General features: G+C 65.2%; 19 protein-coding genes and 1 pseudogene. 6 read left to right on the top strand and 14 right to left on the bottom strand.

The genetic code is table 11. The features are described 5' to 3' along the window. Nucleotides 1–85: 85 nt before the first annotated feature. The 3 genes and pseudogenes from AKJ09_RS09130 to AKJ09_RS56035 all read left to right on the top strand — a co-directional run bounded on the left by AKJ09_RS09130 (nt 86) and on the right by AKJ09_RS56035 (nt 4,669). A complete protein-coding gene (locus AKJ09_RS09130) occupies nt 86–1,459 on the top strand; it encodes a hypothetical protein (RefSeq protein ID WP_146646806.1) in 1,374 nt (457 codons plus the stop codon). Further along, nucleotides 1,456–2,865: an RCC1 domain-containing protein gene (locus tag AKJ09_RS09125; RefSeq protein ID WP_146646805.1), complete on the top strand. Its 1,410-nt coding sequence runs from the start codon at nt 1,456–1,458 to the stop codon at nt 2,863–2,865. Before AKJ09_RS09130 ends, AKJ09_RS09125 begins: the two co-directional genes overlap by 4 nt. A gap of 11 nt (nt 2,866–2,876) precedes the next feature. After that, nucleotides 2,877–4,669, top strand: a pseudogene (locus AKJ09_RS56035) (IgGFc-binding protein). A 151-nt stretch (nt 4,670–4,820) separates the two neighbouring features. On the opposite strand, the gene AKJ09_RS09115 reads toward AKJ09_RS56035, so the two are convergent. After that, nucleotides 4,821–6,179, bottom strand: a complete 1,359-nt coding sequence (locus tag AKJ09_RS09115; RefSeq protein WP_146646803.1) for a carboxypeptidase regulatory-like domain-containing protein — start codon at nt 6,177–6,179, stop codon at nt 4,821–4,823. Between the two features lie 359 nt (nt 6,180–6,538). Between AKJ09_RS09115 and AKJ09_RS09110 the strand changes: the two genes are divergently transcribed. After that, nucleotides 6,539–7,207: a diheme cytochrome c-553 gene (locus AKJ09_RS09110; RefSeq protein ID WP_205633650.1), complete on the top strand. Its 669-nt coding sequence runs from the start codon at nt 6,539–6,541 to the stop codon at nt 7,205–7,207. A gap of 62 nt (nt 7,208–7,269) precedes the next feature. Here the strand turns inward: AKJ09_RS09110 and AKJ09_RS09105 are convergent, their stop codons facing one another. The 13 genes from AKJ09_RS09105 to AKJ09_RS09045 form a co-directional block, all read right to left on the bottom strand. After that, the gene (locus AKJ09_RS09105) at nt 7,270–8,448 is read right to left on the bottom strand and encodes a PD40 domain-containing protein (RefSeq protein ID WP_146646802.1); all 1,179 of its coding nucleotides are present in this window, start codon (nt 8,446–8,448) and stop codon (nt 7,270–7,272) included. Between the two features lie 760 nt (nt 8,449–9,208). Continuing rightward, nucleotides 9,209–9,778: a TMEM175 family protein gene (locus AKJ09_RS09100; protein ID WP_146646801.1), complete on the bottom strand. Its 570-nt coding sequence runs from the start codon at nt 9,776–9,778 to the stop codon at nt 9,209–9,211. 43 nt (nt 9,779–9,821) lie between these two features. Further along, nucleotides 9,822–10,217, bottom strand: coding sequence for a GFA family protein (locus AKJ09_RS09095; protein ID WP_146646800.1), 396 nt, complete (start codon nt 10,215–10,217; stop codon nt 9,822–9,824). 44 nt (nt 10,218–10,261) lie between these two features. After that, nucleotides 10,262–10,822: a GNAT family N-acetyltransferase gene (locus AKJ09_RS09090; RefSeq protein WP_146646799.1), complete on the bottom strand. Its 561-nt coding sequence runs from the start codon at nt 10,820–10,822 to the stop codon at nt 10,262–10,264. Between the two features lie 89 nt (nt 10,823–10,911). Next, nucleotides 10,912–11,493 (bottom strand): hypothetical protein, encoded by a 582-nt coding sequence (locus tag AKJ09_RS09085; protein WP_146646798.1) that lies wholly within the window; start codon nt 11,491–11,493, stop codon nt 10,912–10,914. A gap of 229 nt (nt 11,494–11,722) precedes the next feature. Further along, the gene (locus AKJ09_RS09080; RefSeq protein ID WP_146646797.1) at nt 11,723–13,492 is read right to left on the bottom strand and encodes an IgGFc-binding protein; all 1,770 of its coding nucleotides are present in this window, start codon (nt 13,490–13,492) and stop codon (nt 11,723–11,725) included. Further along, nucleotides 13,489–14,844 (bottom strand): RCC1 domain-containing protein, encoded by a 1,356-nt coding sequence (locus AKJ09_RS09075; RefSeq protein ID WP_146646796.1) that lies wholly within the window; start codon nt 14,842–14,844, stop codon nt 13,489–13,491. The genes AKJ09_RS09080 and AKJ09_RS09075 overlap by 4 nt, the downstream gene beginning before the upstream one ends. Next, a complete protein-coding gene (locus AKJ09_RS09070; protein ID WP_146646795.1) occupies nt 14,819–16,042 on the bottom strand; it encodes a beta propeller repeat protein in 1,224 nt (407 codons plus the stop codon). The genes AKJ09_RS09075 and AKJ09_RS09070 overlap by 26 nt, the downstream gene beginning before the upstream one ends. Further along, nucleotides 16,039–17,172, bottom strand: coding sequence for a WD40/YVTN/BNR-like repeat-containing protein (locus tag AKJ09_RS09065; RefSeq protein ID WP_146646794.1), 1,134 nt, complete (start codon nt 17,170–17,172; stop codon nt 16,039–16,041). Before AKJ09_RS09065 ends, AKJ09_RS09070 begins: the two co-directional genes overlap by 4 nt. Then, complete coding sequence (locus AKJ09_RS09060; protein ID WP_146646793.1) at nt 17,169–18,389, bottom strand: hypothetical protein; 1,221 nt, start codon at nt 18,387–18,389, stop codon at nt 17,169–17,171. The genes AKJ09_RS09065 and AKJ09_RS09060 overlap by 4 nt, the downstream gene beginning before the upstream one ends. A gap of 29 nt (nt 18,390–18,418) precedes the next feature. Beyond that, the gene (locus AKJ09_RS09055; protein ID WP_146646792.1) at nt 18,419–19,210 is read right to left on the bottom strand and encodes an outer membrane protein assembly factor BamD; all 792 of its coding nucleotides are present in this window, start codon (nt 19,208–19,210) and stop codon (nt 18,419–18,421) included. Nucleotide 19,211: 1 nt separating this feature from the next. After that, nucleotides 19,212–19,784: an RNA polymerase sigma factor gene (locus AKJ09_RS09050; RefSeq protein ID WP_169927400.1), complete on the bottom strand. Its 573-nt coding sequence runs from the start codon at nt 19,782–19,784 to the stop codon at nt 19,212–19,214. Between the two features lie 98 nt (nt 19,785–19,882). Beyond that, on the bottom strand, nt 19,883–20,896 hold the full coding sequence (locus AKJ09_RS09045; RefSeq protein ID WP_205633649.1) for a hypothetical protein: 1,014 nt from the start codon (nt 20,894–20,896) through the stop codon (nt 19,883–19,885). A gap of 299 nt (nt 20,897–21,195) precedes the next feature. On the opposite strand from AKJ09_RS09045, the gene AKJ09_RS09040 reads away from it, so the two are divergent. Then, the gene (locus AKJ09_RS09040; protein WP_146646789.1) at nt 21,196–22,449 is read left to right on the top strand and encodes a helix-turn-helix transcriptional regulator; all 1,254 of its coding nucleotides are present in this window, start codon (nt 21,196–21,198) and stop codon (nt 22,447–22,449) included. A gap of 148 nt (nt 22,450–22,597) precedes the next feature. Continuing rightward, nucleotides 22,598–22,981, top strand: a complete 384-nt coding sequence (locus tag AKJ09_RS09035) for a hypothetical protein (protein WP_146646788.1) — start codon at nt 22,598–22,600, stop codon at nt 22,979–22,981. Nucleotides 22,982–22,990 lie beyond the last annotated feature (9 nt).

The raw sequence follows: 22,990 nt of genomic DNA, 5'->3' as shown, positions 1-22,990 counted from the left end.
GCAGTAGCGCGGACGACGTTTGGGTCGTGGGACAAGGCGTCATTCTGCATTTCACGGGAACCTTGGCTCCCGATGGAGAAACGCCATGAAGCAGACTTCGCGAAACCTTTTTATCTTCGTCTGCGCGACCGCGCCGGCGTCGTTCGCCGCTTTCGCTTGTGGCGACGACGGAGAGCGGACGATCTTCGATCCCTCGTCGAGCGATGCCGACACCGCGGATGCGGTCACCATTCCAGCGGACTCCGATGCAACGACGGACGGCAACAACGCGACGGATGCGAGCGACGCGAGCTCCCCGGTGTGCAGTGTCGACCACTGGTGTCGAACACCCCTGCCCATCTACCAGAATCTGAGAGCAGTTTGGGGCGACGGGACCGGCGTCGTCTGGGCCGTCGGCAGCTGCGTGGCCCATCCTGAGCTCGCGATCAACGGCTACGGCGATGTTCATCACGATGGTTGCATCCTCCGGTGGGACGGCACCGCTTGGCAGTTCGCCTTCGTCGTCGAAGCGCCCGATCCCGTCAGCTGGTCGAACTTCTCGACCATCTGGGGTAGCGGACCAACGGATATCTGGGTCGGCGGCAGTGCAGGGCTCTACCATGGAGAAGGCCCCGACTCGGCGACGCTGACCTGGACGCGAGTCCCGCTCCAGCGGGAGTGGCCGATTGGCGTCGTCTCGATTTGGGGCTCGGGCAAGAACGATGTTTGGTTGGCCGGCGCTGGATACTTTGCAGCGGGCTGGAGAACCGGTGGCGGCATCTGGCATTTTTCGGGTCCAAAGAACGATCCCGACGGCGGTGCGGTCGCCGACTGGGAATACGACCCCGTCTCCACCCAATTCGACGCGCGCCTCACCGAACTCCGCATCTTCGGTAGCTCGGGCAACGACCTCTGGATCACTGGCAGCACCCGCGCTTCATCGGAGATTCATCCGCTCTTCCTTCATCGCGGTGTCGGCGAAGAGTCGGCGATCGCGTGGGTCGATCGTACGCCACCGACCGCCGCGAGGACCCCGTACGGTATCGACGTCGCGACCGCCGGCGCCGTCACGGCCCCCGGGCAAGCATGGATGGGCATTCGAGCATCGTGGGGTAACGGCGCGCGGGCGTATCCGGCCAACCAGTCCGTGCTCGGCACGGGAGACGCGGGCACGGCCTTCACGCCCTTCTGGGAAGTCGGCAACTACTTCGCCGACGGTGCGTACGACGTCATCAACGGCTTTTGGAGCGCGTCGCCGACCAACGTTTGGATGGTGTCCGATCACGGGCGCCTCCGTCACTTCGACGGAACGCAGTGGACCCTCACCTCTCTGTCGACCTCCAGCATTCCCGTCATTGCCGACCTGCACGGTGTCTGGGGACGCGGCGTGGCGGCGCCCAACGACATCTGGGTCGTTGGAGAGAACGTCGCCTTTCATCATCGTGATCCGATTTCGCCTTCGCCGGAGAACGACAAGTGATCGACACACGGAAGACCACGCGGTCGGCCCTCGCACTCGGGCTCGCCTGCACGCTCGGGCCGGCGGTCGTGATGGTGGCCTGCACGGACGACGGCGCGCCCCGCGCGGGAGATGCCGAGACGACGACGCGCGATGAGGCCGGCACGGCGACTTCCCCCGATGCGGCGCCGGCCGTCGACGTGCCGGACGCCAGCGATGATGGCTCGTGGGACGCCGCGACGCCTCTCGTCGTCTGCAAGACCGGGGTCTGTGCCGTCGAGCTCGCGGCGGGCGCGGAACACCTCTGCGCACGCATGAGCGATGGTACCGTTCGATGCTGGGGCCTCGATTCGCAATATTCGCAGAGGTTCACGGGCTCGCTGGGCCGTGGTGGGGCGTCGATCGACGGCGGTCCCGGGCCGGGGCTCGCGTTCGCGCCTGCGCCGGTCGTCGACCTGACCGGCGTGATCCAGATCAGCGCCCGCGGTTACACGAGCTGCGTCACGCTCGAGGATGGCAGCGTTCGATGCTGGGGAAGCAATCAGAACGGGGAGCTCGGCCTCGCGCGTGATCCGGCCGTCTTCGACGACGACGGACACCCGACACCGTCGATCGTTGCCCTCGGCGGGAAGGCTCGACGTGTCGACGTGACCGGGAGCGCGTGGCGAGCCCCCCACGCGTGCGCCGTGCTCGAGAGCGGCGACGTCGAATGTTGGGGAATGAACACCGACATGGCCCTCGGGCGCGACGCGGGGGAGGGGAAGATCGTCGGCCCAGGTAAGACGGGACTCTCGCACGTCGTCCGCACAGCGGCGAGCATTGCGATGACGGAAGACGGCAAGCTCTGGTCGTGGGGAACGCCGTACCTGCTCGGGCGCCCCACGTCGCTCGCCAGCGCGTCACCGGTGGCGGCCCCGATCGCGACACTGCCGTCGGTGACGGGCTTCGATGCCGACGACAACGCGTGCGCAGTCGTCGACGGAGAACTGTACTGCTGGGGACGAAACAACGGCTATTCACTCGGCACAGGAGACAGTCGGTGGCGAACGCTCCCCAGCTTCATCCCGACGATGCGCGCGCCAGGCGCCCACGTGCAACAGATCTACACCGGTCGCGATGGCGCCTGCATTCGCCTGACCGACGGAGCTCTCCAGTGTTGCGGCTCGAACGGACTCGGGGAGCTAGGGCTCGGTGTCGATGGAGGCATTGCCCTCAAGCAAGCCTCGAAGTTCACCGCGGTGACCGGACTCGAAGGAAGGAAGGCCGTACAAGTCGTGAGGAGCTACGCAAACGGAAACGCCACGGCCTGCGCTTTGCTCGAAGACGGAACGGTCATGTGCTGGGGTAGCAATCGCTCGGGACAGCTTGGAACCGGCACCTCCGACGCGGCGCCACACCCGACGCCGGTCATCGTTCCGTTGCATTGAATGTAGGGACCATGAGATCGAAAAAACTTTTGACGGCCTTCGTCGTCGGAATTCCCTCGCTCTTGGTGACGGCATCGCTCGTCGCGGCGTGCGCATCGAGTGATCGCACCTTCGAACCGTCCCAAGAACCGACCTTCCTCGCGCCGGACGCCGCGACGCCGGAAGCCGGCTGCGAGACGACACGTTGCTCGCGCGACTTGAAGACCGTTCTCAGTGGATGCAGCGACGACGTCGTCGAGCAATGTCCGCCGGAATCGGGATGCGGCGAGGGAAAATGCGTCTCGGCGTGCACGGCCGTCGAGCTCTCGAAAGGATCGGTCGGCTGCGGGTTCTGGACGCTTCCCCCGGACGACATCATCGCAGAGAGTGCCGGCTCGTGCTTCGTGGCGATGATCGCCAACACCTGGGACACTGGAGCAACGCTCGGTGCGGAATACGGGGGCGAGACGCTCGATATCTCGAACTCCACGTATTTGGTCGACGACAGCGGTGGTGGCGATCTGAAGTATGAAAAGCTCACCGGTCCGCTCTCGCCCGGTGGCATTGCGATCGTGTTCCTCGCGAGCAAGCCTGGCTCCGCGTCGCCGTGCCCTGCCGAGGTCGCGGCGGCGCTCTCTCTCGATCCCATCGCACACGGAACGGCGCGGACGAGTGCCTTTCACTTGACGTCCACCGTGCCGGTCAGCGCGTATTCGATGTATCCGTATGGCGGAGCAGCGTCCTATTTCCCGTCCGCCACGTTGCTGTTGCCCGCGTCGTCGTGGAGCACGAACTATCTCTCCATCAACGCCTGGCCAGCGATCGCGGCAGGCAGGAACCCTTATTTGCAGATCGTCGCTGCCGAAAACGATACGGTCGTGCGAATCGATCCGAACGTGAAGATCGTCGGCACTGCCGACGTGGTCGGTGCCGAACGTCGTTTCGTGCAGTCGTGGACACTTCAGCGTGGACAGGTCCTGCAGTTCACGCAACCGGCCGAACTCACTGGAAGCCCCATCGAAGCGACGAAACCGATCGGGCTCTTCGGCGGAACGCAATGCACGAATGTTCCTGATCGCTTCGGATTCTGCGATATTCTCGGTCAACAGATTCCACCTGTCGGCCAGTGGGGAGCGAATACGCTCTGGTGCCATTTCGCTCGAGGCAGGGCTTCGACGTCGGCATGCGCGTCCCGCGTTTCGAATCCGTACCGTGGCGATTCGTCGGCGCGGCCGACGGCACGCAGCTCGTCTACGATCCGGCGCCGCCACCCGGCGCGCCCACGACACTCTCCGCGGGACAAGCGGTCACGTTCTTGACCGACAAGCTCGTGACCGTGCGGAGTCAGGACGACGCCCACGCTTTCTACGCCGCCATGTACATGACCGGCGAGCAGTACAGTTCGATCATCGGCGGACGGAACATCGGCGATGCCGACTTCGTGAACGTGATCCCATCGGGGCAATTTCTCGACCGCTACGTCTTCTTTGCGGACTACAGCTTTCGCGAAACGACGCTCACGATAGTCCGCAAGAAGACAGAGACGGGCTTCGCGCCGGTCGAGCTCGATTGCGCGGGCGAGCTCACGGAGTTTCAGCCTCTCGGGGCGAACGGCGATTATGAATATACCTGGGTAACACTGACGAAGGACCGCACTCCACAGTCCTTTCCGAAGGGGACGTGTAACAACGGCCGGAACGAGGCGCGCAGCAATGGACCGTTTGCGCTTTACGTGTGGGGGATGGACGACGCGGCGAGTTACGGGTACGCGGGAGGGGCAGGGCTACGCGCGCTGAACCCGATTACTCCACAGATTCCGAAGTAGCGTCCGCGTCCGCAACCGCCCCCGCAACCGCCACCGCCCCCGCAACCGCGTCCGCGGTCGCGTGCGGGGGGGGCGTGAGAGAACGAGGCGCCCTGCGTCTACATCGGGGCTTGCCTGACTCGGGCGCCGCGGGGGCGATGCCGACGACCCCTTAGTGGACGGGGGGCGGCGCGACAGGCGCCGTGTCGTCTTTCTGGATGCAGGATGCGAGGTCGAAGAGCAAGAATTCGAGGATCTTCTCCTGCGCTGTGAGAGGACCCGAAGAGCAAACGGTCGGAAAGACCGTCGAGCCCGGGAAGCCCAATCCGCCGCCGCCCGACGTGTCTTCGGCGGCGATGTGGAAGCTTGAGTAAACGACGCGACCACACTGATTGTCTGCGCTCGCTTCGACCGGCGTGTTGAACGAATAGGTCTGTGTGTCGGTGCTCGAATAGACCCAGCGCTGGGCCGGCGGATTCGCCTTGCTGAAGCGATCGTACGTATCTTGTAGTTCGAGCTGACCGCGCGTCGTCGTCGCGCCCGTGGCCTGCAGCCAATCCGCGAGGGCTGCGCCCTTCGGAAAGGTCGTATCGATCGATGCAGGGTTGTTGAAGCCGCCGCTCGGACCCCAGTCGGCCGTTTGCGGCCACGGCGACGGAGCCTGGTTGATGACCTCTTGTGCGAGATCGGTCACGAACACGCGACCGCCGCTGTCGGCGTACGACTTCACATTCGCGCGGCCCGCCGAGTCGGGCTTGGTCGAGTCGTCGACCTGGCAGGGGAACGCGACGAGATCGTACCGATTCAAATTTTCCACGTGCTGCCACAACGCCGATGCGGGCGGAATCTTCGCTCCTTGCAGCGAGGCCCCTTCACCGCGATAGAGATGCACGCGACCGTCGCCCGTCGGCGCCGTGAACTCGCTCTGGTCGATGCCGATCTTGAGCAAGATGCACTCGGTCGGGTCGTAGAAGCTCGTGTCGATCGCGATGAGGGGGATGTCCCCTTCGCTCTTGTTGCGAGGTAGACGTGTCTGCTCGGCGTCGAGCGCGGTGTCTTTGCAGGCGTCGACGCGCGGGATCGTCACCTGACGACGCCAGCGACCGATTTGAATGACGAGCGGGATGTTGTCACCGGTGGGGACGTTCTCGAGGCGAAACTTGCCGTCGGGACCGCTCAGCGCCGAGGTGATTGGCTTGCCTGACGCGAGCGCGCCACACTTGTCACAGTTTACGCCTGCGGGAAACGGATCGAGCTTGTCGTTCGGGACGTAGAGGATTGCGTTGTAAAGGGGATCGGTCTTGTTCGGCGCGAACACCGTGCCGGTGAGCGTTGTCGAGCCGCTCCCGCATGCCGTCACTTGGCACTGGAGGCCGGTGCAAGGCCCACTGGAGGTGCCGCCGTCGCCGCTGTTCGTGAACGAGCCACTGCTGCCGTCTGCACCCTGCCCGTAGGGCGTGTTGGCATTGTCGAGGGACGAGCCGTTCGAGGAGCCGCATGCGACGGTCAGACAAAGAGCCGTCCCAAGCACGGCAGAACCCAATACCCAAGAAGCGCGCATTCGAGCCTCCTCCGAGTGTGGAGTGTTGGCCACAGGGCCTGAGGGCGCGAGGCATCAATTGCCCCGTCCGCAAACCTCAATTCGATACCACACGAGCCCTCGAGCAGCAGCGTCTCTAGCGAGCTACGAATCCAGCGACGAGTGCTTTTGCTTCGTCACCGATCTCGATCTGCCCCGCACCATCCCGGCGGCGCGGCATCCGTGCCGGATCTCGGGTTAGGAAGCTCTTAGGGATCACGGAGGAACCATTTAGGAACGCTGGCGATGGCGAGACGTCATCTTCCCTCCTGCGCGGCGCCTGCTCGCGCAGAGGAAGAGGGACCATCGTCATGCGCTCGCTCATGAAGTCAGGATTGGCCGCATCGCTCGTCGCACTCACGTTCGTCGCGGCTTGCACCCAAGAAAAGCCGAAGCCGCAGCAACAATCGTCCGCGGTGGACCAGGCACCGAGGAAGGACGAGCTGGTCAAGCGAGGCGGCGAGCTCGTGAAGCTTGGCGGTTGCAACGATTGCCACACGCCGCTGGCGTTCGATCCCAAGATTGGAATGCCCATGCCGAGGACCGACCGCACGCTCTCCGGACACCCCGAGGGAGCGTCCGAGCCAACCGGGCAGTCTGCAAACGGTGAGGCCGTGATGGGCGCTACGATGACCGCGTACAAGCTGCCCTTCGGGACCGTCTACGCCGCCAATCTGACCCCTGATCTCGAGACCGGGCTGGGCTCGTGGACGGAGCAGGACTTCATCCGCGCCATGCGCACCGGCAAGCATCAGGGCAAGGCTGACGGGCGACCGATCCTCCCGCCGATGCCGTGGATGAACCTCTCGGCGACGCCCGAGGCGGACCTTCGTGCGATGTTCGCCTTCCTCCGCAGCATTCCGGCGGTGAAGAACAGCGTGCCCGTGCCCAACGTGCCGCCGCAGGCGCTCGCCGGAATCGCAGAGTCGTACGCAAAGATGGCCCCGCCTGCCGCCGCACCCGCTCCGTCGCGACTGTAGCCGTGCTCGAAGAGCACGCATCGGGCAGGCGTGCCTGCGCCGATGCGTGCGCTACTCACGACTCACGGTAGCGTTGGTACCGGCGCGATGGTGAGGGTCGTCCCCGCCGAGCCATCGGGACTGCCGGTGGACGTCTCGAAGGCGATGGTCTTGCCATCAGGCGACCAGGAAGGCGCCCCGTCATAGCCACTGTAGTGACGAACATAGACCGATGGGCCGCCGGTCGCGGCGATGATCAGAACATTCGACTGTCGACCGTCGCCCCCCGAATACACGATGTAGCGTCCGTCGGGCGACCAGGAGGCGTCCGTTGCTTCCACCCTCGTGTTCGTGACGTTGCGCAGGTCCGAGCCGTCGACACTCATCGTCCAAATGTTCGCGACACCGGTGCGATCGGACTGAAAAACGATCTTGTCACCTGCCGGCGACCAATTCGGCTCACGGTCCCCTTCCGGGCCCTTGGGCGCAGACGTCAACTGCGTGAGTCCGGTCCCATCCACGCGGATCTTCCAGATGGTTCCGGCGTCGCGACCGCCGGTGCTGCGCGCGTGCGACTCGAAGACGATCCACGTGCCGTCCGGCGAGAGTGAGGGCTCCCATGACATGAAGCCCCGCCGGCTCGTAACCTGTCGTGGTTTTCCGCCGGCCGCTGGAATGACGTAGAGCTCGTCGTCACCACCGGAGTACGCGATCACGTCGGCACCGCGATTCCAGCATGCTCCGGGCAAGTTCACTCCGCCATTCGCGTTGGACACGATCGTCGGATTCCCGCCCGTGACAGGGACGATTCCGACGTCGGGATTACCTTCGTTGTAGCCGGATGCAAAACGAGTGAAGACGAGTCGCTTGCCATCGGGCGACCAGCATGGATTCTGGATGCTCCCAGAGAGATTGACCGGGACTTTGGTGCCCCCAGGGGCGGCGATCGGCGGAGCGCCGGAATCGTCGGGCGCCCCGGAATCGCCGGGCGTGCCGGAATCGCTGGGCGCGCCGGCATCACCGGGCACGCCGGAATCGCTGGGCGCGCCGGCATCACCGGGCGCGCCGGAATCGCCGGGCCCGCCGGAATTGCCGGGCTTGCCGGAATTGCCGGACTTGCCGGGCTTGTGGGAATCGGCAGACGCGCCCGACTCGCTAGGCGCCGACGTCTCTCCAGGCGCGGCGGACTCGCCGGGCGCGTCACAGCTCGCGACGAGCACCACGGGGGCGAGAACGGTGCAGATTCGAATCATGTACTGCATTGCGAATCCTTCGACAGATGTTGATGCCTCAGGCGGCTCTTCGTTTCCGGTTGCTAGCCGCCTGGTCGAACGAGGTGGATGCGAATTCCGAATTCCGAAAACGCTGTAGAAATCACCTTTCGTGCAAGTGGCGACCACGTTGCGCGAACGAGCCTGCTCACGCGGTCTCCGAGCGAGCGCTGCTTGGAAATCGTCTGCACCGACCTGAACTCGGTAGAACGGGAACGTTCCCTACGAGTTGATCCCGCCGCTGGCGGGCAGGTCGACGTGTGCGTTGAGGCGGAGAGAGTCAGAGAGTCAGAGAATCAGAGAGTCATGAAGAACAGCATGCGCGGCGATGCTGCGTCTTCATCGAGTCGTCTCGACTGTAGCCGATTCGACGCAATCGTGAAGCTGCCAGACGCCTGGCCTGCATGACTGTAAGGTTCTCTCGTCATGCGAAACGCGGCGCAGCGAGTTGGCGAAAATCTCGTACTCGGCGCGCCGCTCGACGAACGGCTCAGGTGTTAAATTCGATCGTCGAGGATTCCGCTTTCGATCATCACGAAGGCGAGCCGCGCGACGCCGCGCGAAGCTTGGAGCAACGAGAGCGAAGCATAGTCACATCATCGATGCCGACTGCGTCGCGAGGACGACGCCGACGGGTCGTGGCTCCGCGACGACGTCGTCAAGGCAGGCATGAGCTGCGCCGCTCTGCCGTCGTGCGACGACGCCTGGCAGTGCACGAATGCCTGGGCGGAAGCATCCGGCCAGTCGTCGGTCACTCCGATGCGATGTGCGCTTCGATTCGTCGATCCGGCACGACCCACATGACAGCAACGAGCGCGTAGAGAAGGTCGGCGATCCAGGGTCGAACGAACGAGGCGCCAATTCCGAGCACGTAGCCCAGGAGAGAGAGCTTCCCTTTGAGATCTTTGCCAATCGCTCGCGCCAGCGTGCTCCCCGTGCGAATGATCGTGCGCTGGAGGATCAGCCACGCCATCGCGGCGGCGACGAGAACGATGCCGTAGAGCGCCGCGGGCCAGGACGCCGTTGGATTGTCACCAACCCACGCCGTAACGACCGGAAAGAGCGACAACCAGAACAGGAGATGCAAGTTTGCCCACATCATGCCGCCGGTCACGTGCTTGACCGTGTGCATGAGGTGATGGTGATTGTTCCAGTAGATGCCGACGTAAACGAAGCTGAGTACGTAGCTGAGAACGAGGGGCGCGAGCGGAAAGAGCGCTTGGAGGTCGGAGCCGTGCGGAACCTTCAGCTCCAGCACCATGATCGTGATGATGATGGCGAGAACGCCGTCACTGAATGCTTCGATCCGTCCCTTGCCCATCGCGCCGTGATTTTACCACGTGTCGCCGCGAAATCGGCCGCAGTCAGTCCATGTGCTCGATCGTCTCTGGCACCGCCACCCAAGCGTGCTTGCGTGCCTCGTAGACCGAGATGATCGGGCCCGGGAACGACGGATCGGCGAAGGCGCCCACGGGGACGGCGACGAGGCCCGGCATCTTGTCGATCTCGTAGTAGACGGTCGAGCCGCACGAAGGGCAGAAGCGATAGGTGATCGTGCCGCCCGAGTCACCGGTGCGCACGAACGCCGTCGACGTACCTTCGAACGTCACATTCTCCGCGGACCAGCGGGCCTGCTGTCCGAACGGGCTCCCCGTTCGCTTTTGGCATGCGAGGCAATGGCAAACGGAGACGCGGACCGGATCACCCTGGCACGTGACCTTCAACTGACCGCAGCTACATTGCGCTTGTCGGGAGCTCATGATCTCCGTTGTACCCGAGAATATGCCGCGCCGTCTTCGACGTGCTAGCCGGTCTTCGCGGCGTCGCGACGGAACAGGATGGTCGGCTCGCCCTTGTACGTGGTGCGATCGGTTTCACGATAACCGCATTTGAGGGCCACACGAATCGACGCCGCGTTCTCCGGATCGATCATGCATACGGACGGCGTGTCGCCGAAATGCCCGTCGGCCCACGCGAGCATCGCTCGCACGGCCTCGGTCGCGAAACCACGGCCATGCGCCCAGGACGAAAGCGCCCAGCCGATCTCCGGCATTCCATCGAACGAAGGAGTGATATCGCGTTTGAAGTCCGCGAATCCGGCTTCACCGACGAATTTGCCCGTCTCGCGGTCCTCGATGACCCAATAGCCATAGCCGAGCACGGCCCAGTGACCGACGCAGCGCAGAAGCGTCGACCACACGTTCTCCGGTGGAAATGGATTCCCCCCGATGTGCCGCGTCACGACGGGATCTGCCCACATGGCACAGCGGTCGGCGAAGTCGTCCTGCCGGTGGCCGCGCAGACGAAGGCGCGCGGTCTCGAGAACGGGAACGACGACAGGAGTGCTGCGCTGCGTGAGGACCACGAGGCCACTCTACACCGCCTCGACCGCCACCGCTCCGGTCGCGACCTGCGGCCGCCCAGCTGAACGAGCTCGGCAGCTCCTCCACAAGCTCAACGGGGACGCTTCGGCGATGCCGGCACGCCGCCGCTCGCGACGATCCCTCCGAAGTCGAGCAGCGATGCAATGGTCACGCACCCGCCGGGTTTCGGCGTCGGAGCGATCGTGACGTTGGCAACGTGATTCGGGCCGACCCGAACGAGGCATTGGCTCTTCTTTGGGGTAGGCTTCTCCTCGACGACCCGGGCGCGGTGTCCCGCGATCGTCGTCGTCCGCCAGTAGGTCGGCGTGTCGCTGCCGAAGGCGTGTGTTTCCTCGGAATCGAGGGTCGCAAGCTCCTTGCTGATGTCCCCCGTTACAAGCTCGATCGTGGCCTTGCGCCCGTCGGCGCTCGAGTAAAAGCGATGGGCTTCGATCGTCGGTCCGTCGGGCGCGCTGTTCGTCCACGCCTCGCCGTCGGCGGTGAACGCACCGATCCGCGAGGGCAGGAAGGCCGTGAGCTGGATAGCCTCGGCCTTCGCATCGACCGGCGCAGCGTCATCTCCCTTGCGCGAGTGGCACGCACACGTGGCGAACACCAGAGCCACGGCGAGGACGCCGAGCTGGCAGCGGAGATTCCGCAGAGACGACGGCATCACGTCGAAGATACGCCCATTCGTAGGGCTTCCCTCCCGCTACTCTGCATTTGGGCGGAGCGAGGAAGAAACCGCGCTGAGAATCCGTATCCTCGCGCGAGCGAAGTACCTCGTCGGCGGCGGTTCGGCGAACGATAGACAACCGCATCGGCACCGGCCTCCGCATCGACACCCGCACCCGCACCCGCATCCGCGGCCGCGACCGCGACCGCGACCGCGGTGCTGACTCTCAATTGACGACGAGGCGCGTTTTCACGAGGGTGCGCTGGGCCATGCCGCCTGGATAGGCGTAGCTGGCGGTCACGCCCCAGCCCCAGATGGTGGCCGTGAACGGGCCCTTGCTGTTCATCCGGTGGAGGCCCTTCGTGCACGTCCCGCCTGGGAACGTCTCGCCGGCGCCACCCGCGCGGATCAGGTCGACGAGTCGGTATTCGAACTTTCCTGCCGTCCCGAGCGGCTGCCAATCCGTGAGCGGGCCGCCTGCACACTCGAGCGTGACGTCCTCGAAAACGCCGGCTTCGCTCTTTGCACGAATGACGACGAGCGACGTCTCTTCGTACGTGGGGTCTGCGTAGAAGGAATACGCATTCATATACTGTCCTGTCGGAACGACGTTGACCGCCTCCGGATCGCCGCTGCGGTTCAGTCCCGGATTGCCGCCGCCGGTCATGTAGGCCGCTAGGTAGATGGGATGGTCGACGTCCTGACTCCGCACGACGAATGGAGAGTCCGTCCAGAACGTCGTGACCTCACCGGCGGCCATGGTCGTGGGAGCCCCCGCGGGAGGCGCAGGGTCGTAGGACAGCTTGGTTCCGTCGATGCCAGCAACGATGCGATACGGGATCGACTCGGTTTTGCTGGTGCGACCCCGATACCGGACAGCGGCGTACTCCTGTCCCCACTGATCGAACGCGGGGATTTGCTTTTGCTCCACGTCGCACGCGGCGACCCCTACCGGGATATCCATGCACGCATGTTCGCCGAACGTTGCGATTGGCTTGTTCGACGTCACGAGACTTCCGGAGATCTCGTCGCTCTGCGCGAGTTGCAGGAATTCTCCTTTTCCGAGCTTGTAGACCGTCGACTGGCCTGCAGGCGCGCCCGCGATCCCCGTACTCGGCTGGATGTCTTTCACCGGCCGAATCGTCACTTCCGTGGCGTCTTCTCTTGCCACGATCTGCACGCCCGGAACTGCCAGCGAGCCGTCGATCCGGAGCGAGCGTTGCCACGGCTCGACCAGGATGTGCTGCGTTCCCCATGATGCGCTCGGAAGGAGGAGCGTGGCGGTCGGAAAATAGCTCTTCGCGCCGCCGAAGGGATAGATCGTCGAGACAGCCGCGGGCCCGCTGGTGGTGATGCGGAACGACTTTCCCATTCCGGTCGCCATGGGCGCCGTCCACTCTTCGATGGCAGGTTTCGCCCCATCGGGGCACGCCGTGTATCCCTCGGCATTCAAGACGCGATGCGCGTCGGAGAGGAACACCACGACGGCGTCGTTCGGCTGAATCGGCCCGGAGACCGCCTCGAGCTCTGCCGAGCCTGTTTTGAATCGGAAGACCGAATTCGACAGATCGAGTGTCCGATCGCCGAGCGCAAGATCGAGCGTGATGGGCTCGTGCCATGCGTTGATGACGTACGCCGCGTAACAGCTCCCGGCGCCGATCGTGGTCTGCGGCGGCTGCGCGTAGAACTCACAGCCCAGCGAGCTCTGCGCGTTCGCCATCGCTTCACACGGCGCCACACAGCCGGTTGTTCCGCAGGCGAGCTCGGGCGGACATTGCTCGACGAGCGTGCCGTCGCACGAGCGCACGACTGACCCGAGGTCGAGCGAGCATCGCAGCGGACAGCCTGCATCCTCGGGTGCGGCGTCGCTGGTGAAGTCGAACCCTTGGTCGGGGGGGAGGCCGTCCGACGGACTACGCGCGCACGCGCCGAGCGCGGAGACGACGAGCGCCGAGCTCACGAAGGCTGCCGCCGAAATCTGCGTGATCCTCGTCATGGGAAGACGACCAAGCCGGGAGTCGGTTTCCCCTTGCCCAAGGTCCCGCGCCCGAGCTCGCCCTGAGTGTTGTCTCCCCAGCAATAGACCTGACCGCTCTCGAGAAGCGCGCAGGCGTCGTACATGAGAGTACTCACGGAGACGACTCGGCCCGGCAGATCGACCTTCACGGGGAAGTAGGCGATGTTTCCAATCGTCCCATCACCGATCTGGCCACGCGAATTGTCTCCCCAGCAATAGAGCTCGTGATTCGCGGTGACCGCGCACGCGAACGGGTGAGCTGCGACGCCGAGAATCGATCCCACCGAGACGGCAATGGCCGGTGCGGGCAATGCCACGAGCTCGGGAAGCGCGTGCAGAGGCACGTTGTTCGTCGCGTTGTAGTCGGAGCTGCTGCCCCAGCAGTAGACCTTGCCTTGGGTGATGGCGCACGCGGCGTTCGCTGCGGCGTCCATCGCCGTGATGCCCGTCAGGGTGATGGGCAACGCATCCGGATCGACCTTGAGCGACGAGATGCGGCCGAGCGATGCCCTCGAGCCCCAACTCAAAACGGCGCCCTTCGCGTCGCGAACGAAAGAGGCCTCTCCGACCTTCACCTCGACGGGATCGAAGCCCCCCGGGAGCGGGAAACGCTCGAGCTGTTTGCCGTCGGAGTCGTAGATCGTTCCACCGCCGTCGACCCGGTACGGCGCCACGAATCCCCAGCAGGACATCTCTCCGGTGAGGAGGACGGCGCATCCGACCTTGCTGAACGCGTCGATGCTCAACGACCGAACTGGCGGGATCGGCAGCGTGACCGGCTCGGGGTACATCGGATTGAAGGGAGGATCCGGCTGGAGGAAGTTGCCGGGCCCCCAGCACTTGACGGCGCCCCCCTGGAGAATCGCGCAGGTCTCCTCGATGGCGATCGCGTTCTCGATGCCAACGACCTCCTGCGGGACGGGGCTCTGCGTCATGCCCGCATCCGCTCCGCGTCCGAGGTCGTAGAAGCCGTTCCTTCCCCAGCAGGCGACTTTGCCTTGGTCGAGAAGCACGCAGAACGTCCCGCTCGAACGCGTGGCGCCCGTGAGTGCGTGAGCGCACGGCTGCTGTGCGCACGTGACGGCGAGTGGTGCGCCGCCATCGAAGAGCTCCGCGTCGGAGGCGTCGTTTGCCGCCGTGGCGTCGGTCACGTCGCTCGACGTCGTGGCATCGTTCGAGTTCGAAACCGCCGCGTCTGATTCTAGCTCGTTATGCGCATCGCTCTCCGACGACGAGCAGGCGGCCGCAGCCACCGCCGCACCGAGCATCGAGACGAGAAGGAGCGCACCGAGCGCCCGATGGCGGTCAGCGAGCGGTCTTGTGCAGCGCATACGGTCCTCCGAATACCCAGATATCCGAGGCACTGGTCCCGCGGACTTTGAAGTTGTAGACGAGTGGAGCGCCGTTCAGCACGAGGGTGCTGATGGCGAACGTCCCGGCACCCGTCAGTGCGTTCGAGCTATGTGTGAGCATGGTCCAGCCGGCGCTGTAGAGATCCGTCTCCGACAATCCCCACAGGGAGATCCCCGCCGCTCCCGAAATGGGGGTTCGGTTGATCTCCGTTTCGCCCGAGGGCAAGAGTCGGACTCGTTGCATCGAAGGGTTCGCGACGAAGAGCTCGCCGGCGTTCGTGCTGAGCAGCGTCCCCGGTTGGAGAAGGAAACCCGAGTGGGTGAACGCGTCGGGCATGACGGGGATCGACGGAACCGGGACGATGTCACAAGTCCAGGTGTCGAAACTGCACGATGTCCTGCAATCGGCGAGTGTCGTGAACTGACCCTTCGACTTGTGAATCAACGTCGAGCAGTTGCCCCACCCGCGTGACGCGAGCAGCCAGACGTCGTCGGCGCCGCTGCCCGTGATCTGCCAAATTCTGAATCCGTCGTTGTTGAAGATGTTCGGAGGAACGTTGTCCTGATAATCCACGCTCCATGTCGAAGCACCGCCGTTGCCCGCGGTCCGGTGATAGAGCTTCGTCTCCGTGGCGACATACACGTCGTCGGGCCCGGAGCCCCAGATCGACGTCACTTGCTCGGGCTCCGTCGGTGATGCGACCGTCTCCGTCGACCAGGTCCACGTGCCGGCGCTGCGTGTGCCATGCGTGACGGCCCCCATGTAGTCGCCCGCCCAGACTTCGTTGGCATTCGGCGCCCAAATCGAAGTGAAGATCGTCTCGTCGTAGAGCGATATCCACTTGGTGCCGTCGTACTGCGCGATGCCGTTGTGCGCGGCGAAGGCCGTCCCTTCGAGGGGCCACAGGTCGTCGACGAAGTATTCGGCGTCTTCGGGGAATCGCGTCTCGCACCAACCCGCGGTGCTGCAATAGAGGGGTGGTGCATCGTCGCCGGCGTCGCGGGGCGTCGTGGCGTCACGATCGGTACCAGCCTCGGCATTCTCGCTGGTGGGCAAGCCAGTACCTCCGTCCGGTCCCGCCGGAGTGGTTGCCTGCTCGTCATTCTGTCCTCCCGCGCACGCGCCGTAGACGAAGAGACTCGCGACGGCGGCGAGGGCTCCTGCGAAAGCTCTCACTTCGCACCTCCCGCGACGCTCGTGCCAAGGCCGAGGATCACGTTGGCACCGACGGCGAACACGCGTCCGCTGCTCGAGCCCCAGATGGCGCGGAGATCGGGCCGTTGCGTGCCAAGCCCCGACACCGCTATGCGTCGCCAATTTGTCCCATCGTAGTGGACGACGACGCCGCCATCTCCGACCGCCCAAACGTCGTTGGCGGAGCCCGCCCAGATCGCGCGGAGCGACGTCGTCACCGGACTCTCGACGATGTCCCAGACCCGCCCTTGTCCCGTGTAGTGGCGAATGGTTCCTTGGTCGCCGACCGCCCAAACGTCGTTCGACGCGATCGGCCAAACTGCATTCAAGGTCGCGTAGGTCTGGGTGTTGAGCATGTCGCTCTGGGGATTCGCGACATCGGGAGTCCAAATGCGATGGGCGCTGCCGATGCGGCCGACCGCCCAGAGAACGCCGTCCGGGGTGCCGTGAATGGCGCGGAGACCATTCGTGTCGCCCGAGAAGTAATAAGGCGAGGCCAACGCCGAGCCGTCATCGGCGACTTCGATCTTGTAGATACGGTCTCCCGCAGCCCAGGCCGTCTTCGAGTCTTTCGCCCACAGGGCCGTGATGAGTCCCACGACAGGCATCCTCACGCGGGCAAAGCCGCTCGCGCCGGCGTCGTCGGCATTGGGGCCGTTGTAGAGCGGACCGCCGATCGCCCAGAGCCCGCCGTCCGGCCGCTGGATGATCTGCATCATGGTGTCCGGCGAGGCCAGCTTTTCGGTCGACCAAGCCGCGCCATCATGATGGACGATGAGCCCTAGCGAGCCCACCGCCCATACGTCGGTCTCGGTGACCGTGACGCCGTTCAGCGCCGAAAAGGCGTCGAGCGACACCCCGGCCTTGCACATCGTCGTGGGTAGACAGTCGGTCGTGAACCACTCACCACCGTCATCTCCCGCGTCGGGCTCGAAGTTGGGCGTCGTCGCGTCCTGGTCGACGGATCGGGCGTCCGCCATGTCCCCCGCGTCCGCGGGCGGCTCGAAGGTACTGGGAGATTCCTCCGTCGAGCATGCGAAGACGGTACCGATGCTGGCGAGCACGAGGGCGAACGCTTTCATCGACGACGATCCGAGGCGAGTGTCGTTCATCGGGGACCTCCGCACGGCTCGACCGCGCACTTGCCGCCCACGCAGGGTTGGAGCGCGACCCCGTCACAAATCACGCCGCATCCACCGCAATTCTTGGGATCGACGCGAAGTTCGACCTCACACCCATCGTTGATGTCGCCATTGCAGTCTGCGAATCCCTCTTCACATTCGATCCCGCACTGGCCGCTACGGCAGGTCGGACCGCCGTGTTGGACTGCCGGGTTCGTCGGCCCCGGGCACACGACATTGCATCCACCGCAGTTCTTGGGATCGCTCGAGGTGTCGATGCAGGTCCCTCGCTCCTCGCAGAACCGTTGCCCCGTTGGACATTCACAAATCGGGCCGCTCATGCGGTCGAAGAAGCAGTGTTGCCCGTCTTTGCACTTGTTGTTGCAGGCACCGCAGTGGTCGTCGTTCGGAGCGAGAATGTCGACCTCGCAGCCGTCCGAGGTCGGTCCCGATTCGAGGTCCTTGTTGCAGTCGGCGAATCGGTAGAAGGGCGCGGCCTCGTCACACTTGAGATGGCCGCACTCGGATTTGGAACAGCCAAAGTGGGATTTCGGGGGGGCTGTTTTGCCTGCGGGAGGGCGACAAACGTTTCCGCAGGCTCCGCAGTTGGCGTCGTCATTCCGCGGATCGGTGCAGCGCGCTCCATTGCTGCAATCCAAGAGCGGTGGTGCGCACCCGCAATGGCCCGTGTACGTCGAGTAATCGAAAATACAGTTCTCGCCTTGCGCGCATTTGTCGCCGCACGCACCGCAGTTGTCCGGCGATTCCCCGAGCGTGACTTCGCAGCCGTTGTCGAGAAAGCCGTCGCAGTCGGCGAGCTGGAGGCCGAGCGGATTGAGCCCGCAACCCGCGGAAACGCACTTGCCCTCGCTGCAGGTGAACTTGACCACGTTGTACGGGTCGTTCGTCGAGCACGTGAATCCGCAGCGACCGCAGTTGTTCAGATCGTTCGCGAGATCGGTGTCGCAGAGAAACGCCGAGCCTGGGCACGTGGTGAACGTCCCCATGCACTTGTTCGATGCGCACATCAGCGTGGTCTCGCCGGCGTCGAACGGATCGCCGCCATCACCGCCGTCGGGAGGCGTGAATCCCACGATGGAGGGACCGGCATCGCGTCCGTCTCCGAGCGAATTGGCCTCGGCACACGACGCGGCCACGAGGCCCACCGATGAGAGGGCAAGGATGTGCCCGATGACTACAGACTTCAACGTGACTCTCCCTGGAAAGCGGTGAGCTCTTACGGAGCGCTGGGCGCCGGAGCCGACGCCTGCGGAGTGACGGTGCGCAACGTCGTGGCGACGCGACGTGCGAGCACGCCCTGCGGATATCGCGCGAGGAAACGGTTGCCGAGTTCCCTGGCCTCGTCGCTCCGTCCCGTTCGCGCGAGCGCTTCGATTCGGAGCACCGATACTTCGACGGAGAACGTTCCTCGCGGAAACTCCGCGTCGTAGGCGTCGAGCGATCGAAGGGCGCTCGCTGCGTCGCCTCCGGTGAGTGCGTTTCGAGCGGCGGTGACGCGCGCGAGCTCGCGCCCGAGCGTCGACTCGTCGGATTCGTGCGACGCCTGCGGCGCTGTGGGTTTGGAGGTTCGGCGGGCCAACTGCTCGTTCGCCGTCGGAGCGGTATCGCGAACCTCGTCCGGTGAGGACGGCAACGCCGACACGGCCACCGTCGGCTCCGGATCGACCGTCGCCGTCGACTCGACGTGAGCCGCGACCGGCGCAGGGGATTCCGCGGGCGCTGACGAGGACGCCGAGCTCTTCGCGCGGGACATCGCGACCCCGCCGCCGATGCTCGCAGCGCCGACGGCGACCACGAGACCGAGGATGGACGCGCTTCGTCCCATTGGGACACGTCGCGCAGACGCAGCCGGGCTCGACCCTGCCGCCGACACGAGCTTCAGGGCCGAGAGCACTTGGTCGCGTGCTCCCGGAGGCGGCACGTCGTCTCGCGCGGAGTCGACAATCGTTTCTTTGAGTCGCGCCTGATCGCTGGTGAGCGCGGGCGACGCCGGGTCGAGATGCTCCACGTCAGACTCCTTGCTTTCGCGCGTGCAGCCGCACGATCGCGGCATCCAGCTCTTCACGAGCCCGCCTCAAGCGCCACTCCGCCGTCGTGACCGGGATCCCCAGCGTGGAGGCAACTTCCGCGAGGGGCAGCTCCTCGAGAACGGCCAGAACGAAGACGACGCGCCGCTCCTCCGGCATCTTCGCCAGGATGGCGTCGAGAACCGCACGCGCTTGCGCGCGACCGAGCGAGGCCTCGGCGGTCGGCAGGGTGACGTGCGCAGGTGCTTCTTCCTCGGGTACTTCGCGACGTTTGGCGTGAGCGCGTCGTGTGTTGGCAGCGATGCGCATCACGAGTCCGAAGAGGAACGAGCGCTCCTTGCCCACTTCGACGTCCGCGAGCTTGCGCGCGAGAACGATGAAGACCTGTTGAGCGGCGTCATCCGTTTCGGGGGGACTGACCCCGAGTCGTCTGAGCGAGCGCCAGACGAAGTCGTGGTGCTCGACCACGATCGCGTGCAGGCGTCGGTCGCCAGTACGGTCGCTCGACGAGATGCCGTCTGTACCGGCGTCGGGCGAGCTAGTGATGGCGGGCACGGCGATCACGACCCTAGCAATGTCGGCGCTGGTGACGAGCCGGAGTGAAATCGTCGTCGGCCGCGAGAATCAGCGGGACCGCAGCCCGAAGTCGCCGATCACAGAGCGCGTACGACGACCCCCGCCCCCACGAACGGCACGATCGCGGGGGTCCGGTACACCACCGCCTCCCGATCAGGATTGAAGTAGAGCTCTCGCGCGATCAGCGGCGCTCGCACGCCGATCGTCAGGTCGAGCGAGAGAGCGGGCGTGACCTTCCACGCGAGTCTTCCCGAGGCCCCAAGGCTGGGCCAGAAATAGAAGAGCTTGTTCGCGGGAAGCGGGTCGACCCTCGTCGCTTCGAGACGGCCGAGCTCGCCGTTCAAGCAGGGCCCGAGCTGAAGCCGTTCCGTACGCATCACGTTTGCGCATCCTGCGATCGCCAGCACGGTCCAGCGAAGCGTTGCCTCGCCAAGCGGCGAATCCGCGCCCGCGCCCATCGTGCGAGCGAGGCCGATGCGCAGCGTGGGATCGAGGGGCAGGGGAAAGGTCACTTGCCCGAACCATTGCGGCATGACGAGGGCGCCTCGGTTGCCGTCGACTTCGACGCTCGTACCGAACGAAAGAGCTACCTGACGGGCGTTTTGTCGACCCGGGCGTTGCTCGCGCGTTGCGGTCACGACGGCTGGCGAAGGCGGATTGAAATCGAGTGGCACCGGCGATTCGACCGGCCCTGCGAGGGCCGTCTCGGCTCCTTGCTCGGTCGACGGCTTGGTGGCCTCGGAGTCTGCGGGGACCGGCGCGTTTTCGGGCTCGCTCGATAGCCGCTCTGTCTCTTCGCCAATGGCGATCGCCGCCATCATGCTCAAGGCCGCGACGACGTCGGCGCAGGACTTCGAAGACGCCTTGCGTTCGACGCTTACACCGGCGAGCGAAAGCGTGAGCGTGCCGTCGCTCGTGGCGCCACGACGCACGACGTCGAAGTGGAGCTCGATCGCCTGCTCGCCAGGTCGTGCTTCCCGGACACGGCCAAGATGAGCCTCGATGCGCTCGCGCGTGCTGGGATGCTTCGGGCAGCCCGAATGAAACGACTCTTCGATTCGGAGAGCCACCGCAGGGCGTTCCTCGGCCATCGCACGAGGCTCACCAACCGCCACCGTGACGAGTGCCGTTGGGAGTAGCCTGGAGAGCGCGGCTATGAGCGGTCGCGGCGCGGCCTGAAGCCATGCCCCGCTCGCCTTTCGACCCGTCCGCCGCACGCCAACGCAAGAAGAGCATGTCGATGCTGCGACGGCAACGCCGCCCCCGACGCGGCCACGCGAGAGAGGTCGCTCGTATCGAAGTTCGATATCCCAAATTCGTCCGCCGCGTTGTCCTCGTCGAAGCCGGTCGGCGGGTGACCCGGAGTTTGGGAGAACGTATGGTTGAGGGCGTGAAGTTCGTCGCGCCCTTCCGACATGCGAGCACGGTCCTCGAAGCCGCGTACGACGTCGCCTTGCCGACGCGCGCTTGGCTCCAGCGCCTGTTACGCACCATGGCCGTCGATCTGGATGGAGGTTTCGGCGTCTACGCGCTCGCGCTCGACCTCACGGATGACGGCTTCGGATTCGTTGCCCCGCCCGTCTTTCATCGGCTCTCGAGCGACGTGCGTCGCATCGCTCCCGGCCTCAGTCATGTCGCGCCTCCGCCCGTCGCGCAGCACTTCCGGGCACACATGGTCGAGTTCGGATCGGTCTCCCAGCTCTTCGGGGCGTCGGTGTTGGCGCCCGTTCGTGAGCGTGCGCTGCCGTTCGTCGACAGCGTCGGGCTCTCGGTCCAAGACGGAGAAGGTACGGGGCTCCAGATCATCAGCCCGATGCCCGACGTCGTGCGCGTCCACGGTCGCTCGCGTTCGGCTTGGCGGAAGCTCGGCTTGCATCTCGGGATCGCGTGGCGCCTCCGCCGACGACTCGAACGGGGTGGGGAACCAGAGGCACTCATCCACGACGGCAAGCTCGTCGACGCGCGAGGGAACGCCAAACCTCGCGGCGCGCGCGAAGCATTGATCGAAGCCACCCGGCGAATCGAGCGCGCACGAACCAAAACGACGCGCGATGAGCCGGAGCACGTCCTCGATCTATGGAGAGGGCTCGTGAGTGGCCGCTGGTCACTCGTCGACCGCTGGGACAGCGATGGTCGACGCTACATCGCCGCCTACGAAAATGGCGCGACCGTCGGCGAAATTCAAGGTTTCTCGAGCTGGGAAATTCGCGTTCTCCAGATGCACCTGCTTCGCGCGAAGGGGAGCGAGATCGCGTTCGCGCTGGGCCTTTCGCCGTCGACCGTCGAGCGTGTGCTGTCCAATGCAGCCAGGCGAATCGGTTTGCGGAACCGCGCGGAGCTCGTTCGGCTCTCGGAGCCTCGATTCATGAGACGGTTCGCGATCGACGTCGGGCGCGATCGAATCGATGTCCTTCGGTTCGAAGATCCCGCCCTTCCCGCGGCATGGCAGGGCCGGCTCACCAAAGCTCAACTCGACGTCGCGACGGCGGCAGCGCACGGCCTGTCCGATGGGGAGATCGCACGACACCGCGGCACCTCCGTGAGGACCGTCTCGAACCTGCTCGCAGCCACCTATCGCGCGCTCGGGCTCGAGGGCCGAGGCGCGCTCGTGCGAAGCGCGCTGGAGACGGCGCGTCGCGACTGAGGAACCCTGCTCGTCGGGCGAGGGGGTATTTGCCAGGGTAAGAACTACTCAGACGCGCTCGCGGGCTTTGCCTCCCCGCCACATTCCCCTTCACCATCGCGGCATGAAGTTCGATGCACGTTGGGCGACACACTTCGGGAGACTGACGATGGCGGGCTGCTTGCTGCTCGCCACCGGCTGCAGCAGCAACGACAGTGGAGGCAGCAACAGCACCAACGACAGCAACGACGGTGGCGGCAGCAGCGGAGGCGACCTCACGACCGTCTCGTGCAACAAAGTCGGCGAGATTTGCCTCGAATACAGCGGCCCGGCGTCGAAGAAAGACGCGATTCGTAGCGCCCTCAACTGCGCGGAGATGGCCGGCGTCGAAGGCGTGGGCTGTCCGAAGGAGGGCGCCGTGCGCTGCGCGCTGGCGAAGACTGCCCTCGAGGGCGTGAGCGGTACGCAGTACTACTACGGGTCCTACGCGAGCGATGTCGCCTCGCTCAAGTCCGCCTGCGAGCGGGCCCACGGCACGTTCTCGTCGCCCTAACCTCCGCGG

The sequence above is a fragment of the Labilithrix luteola genome, assembly GCF_001263205.1.
In the GTDB taxonomy this organism is placed as follows: Bacteria; Myxococcota_A; Polyangia; order Polyangiales; family Polyangiaceae; genus Labilithrix; species Labilithrix luteola.
This window is presented reverse-complemented; position numbering and strand designations above follow the sequence as displayed.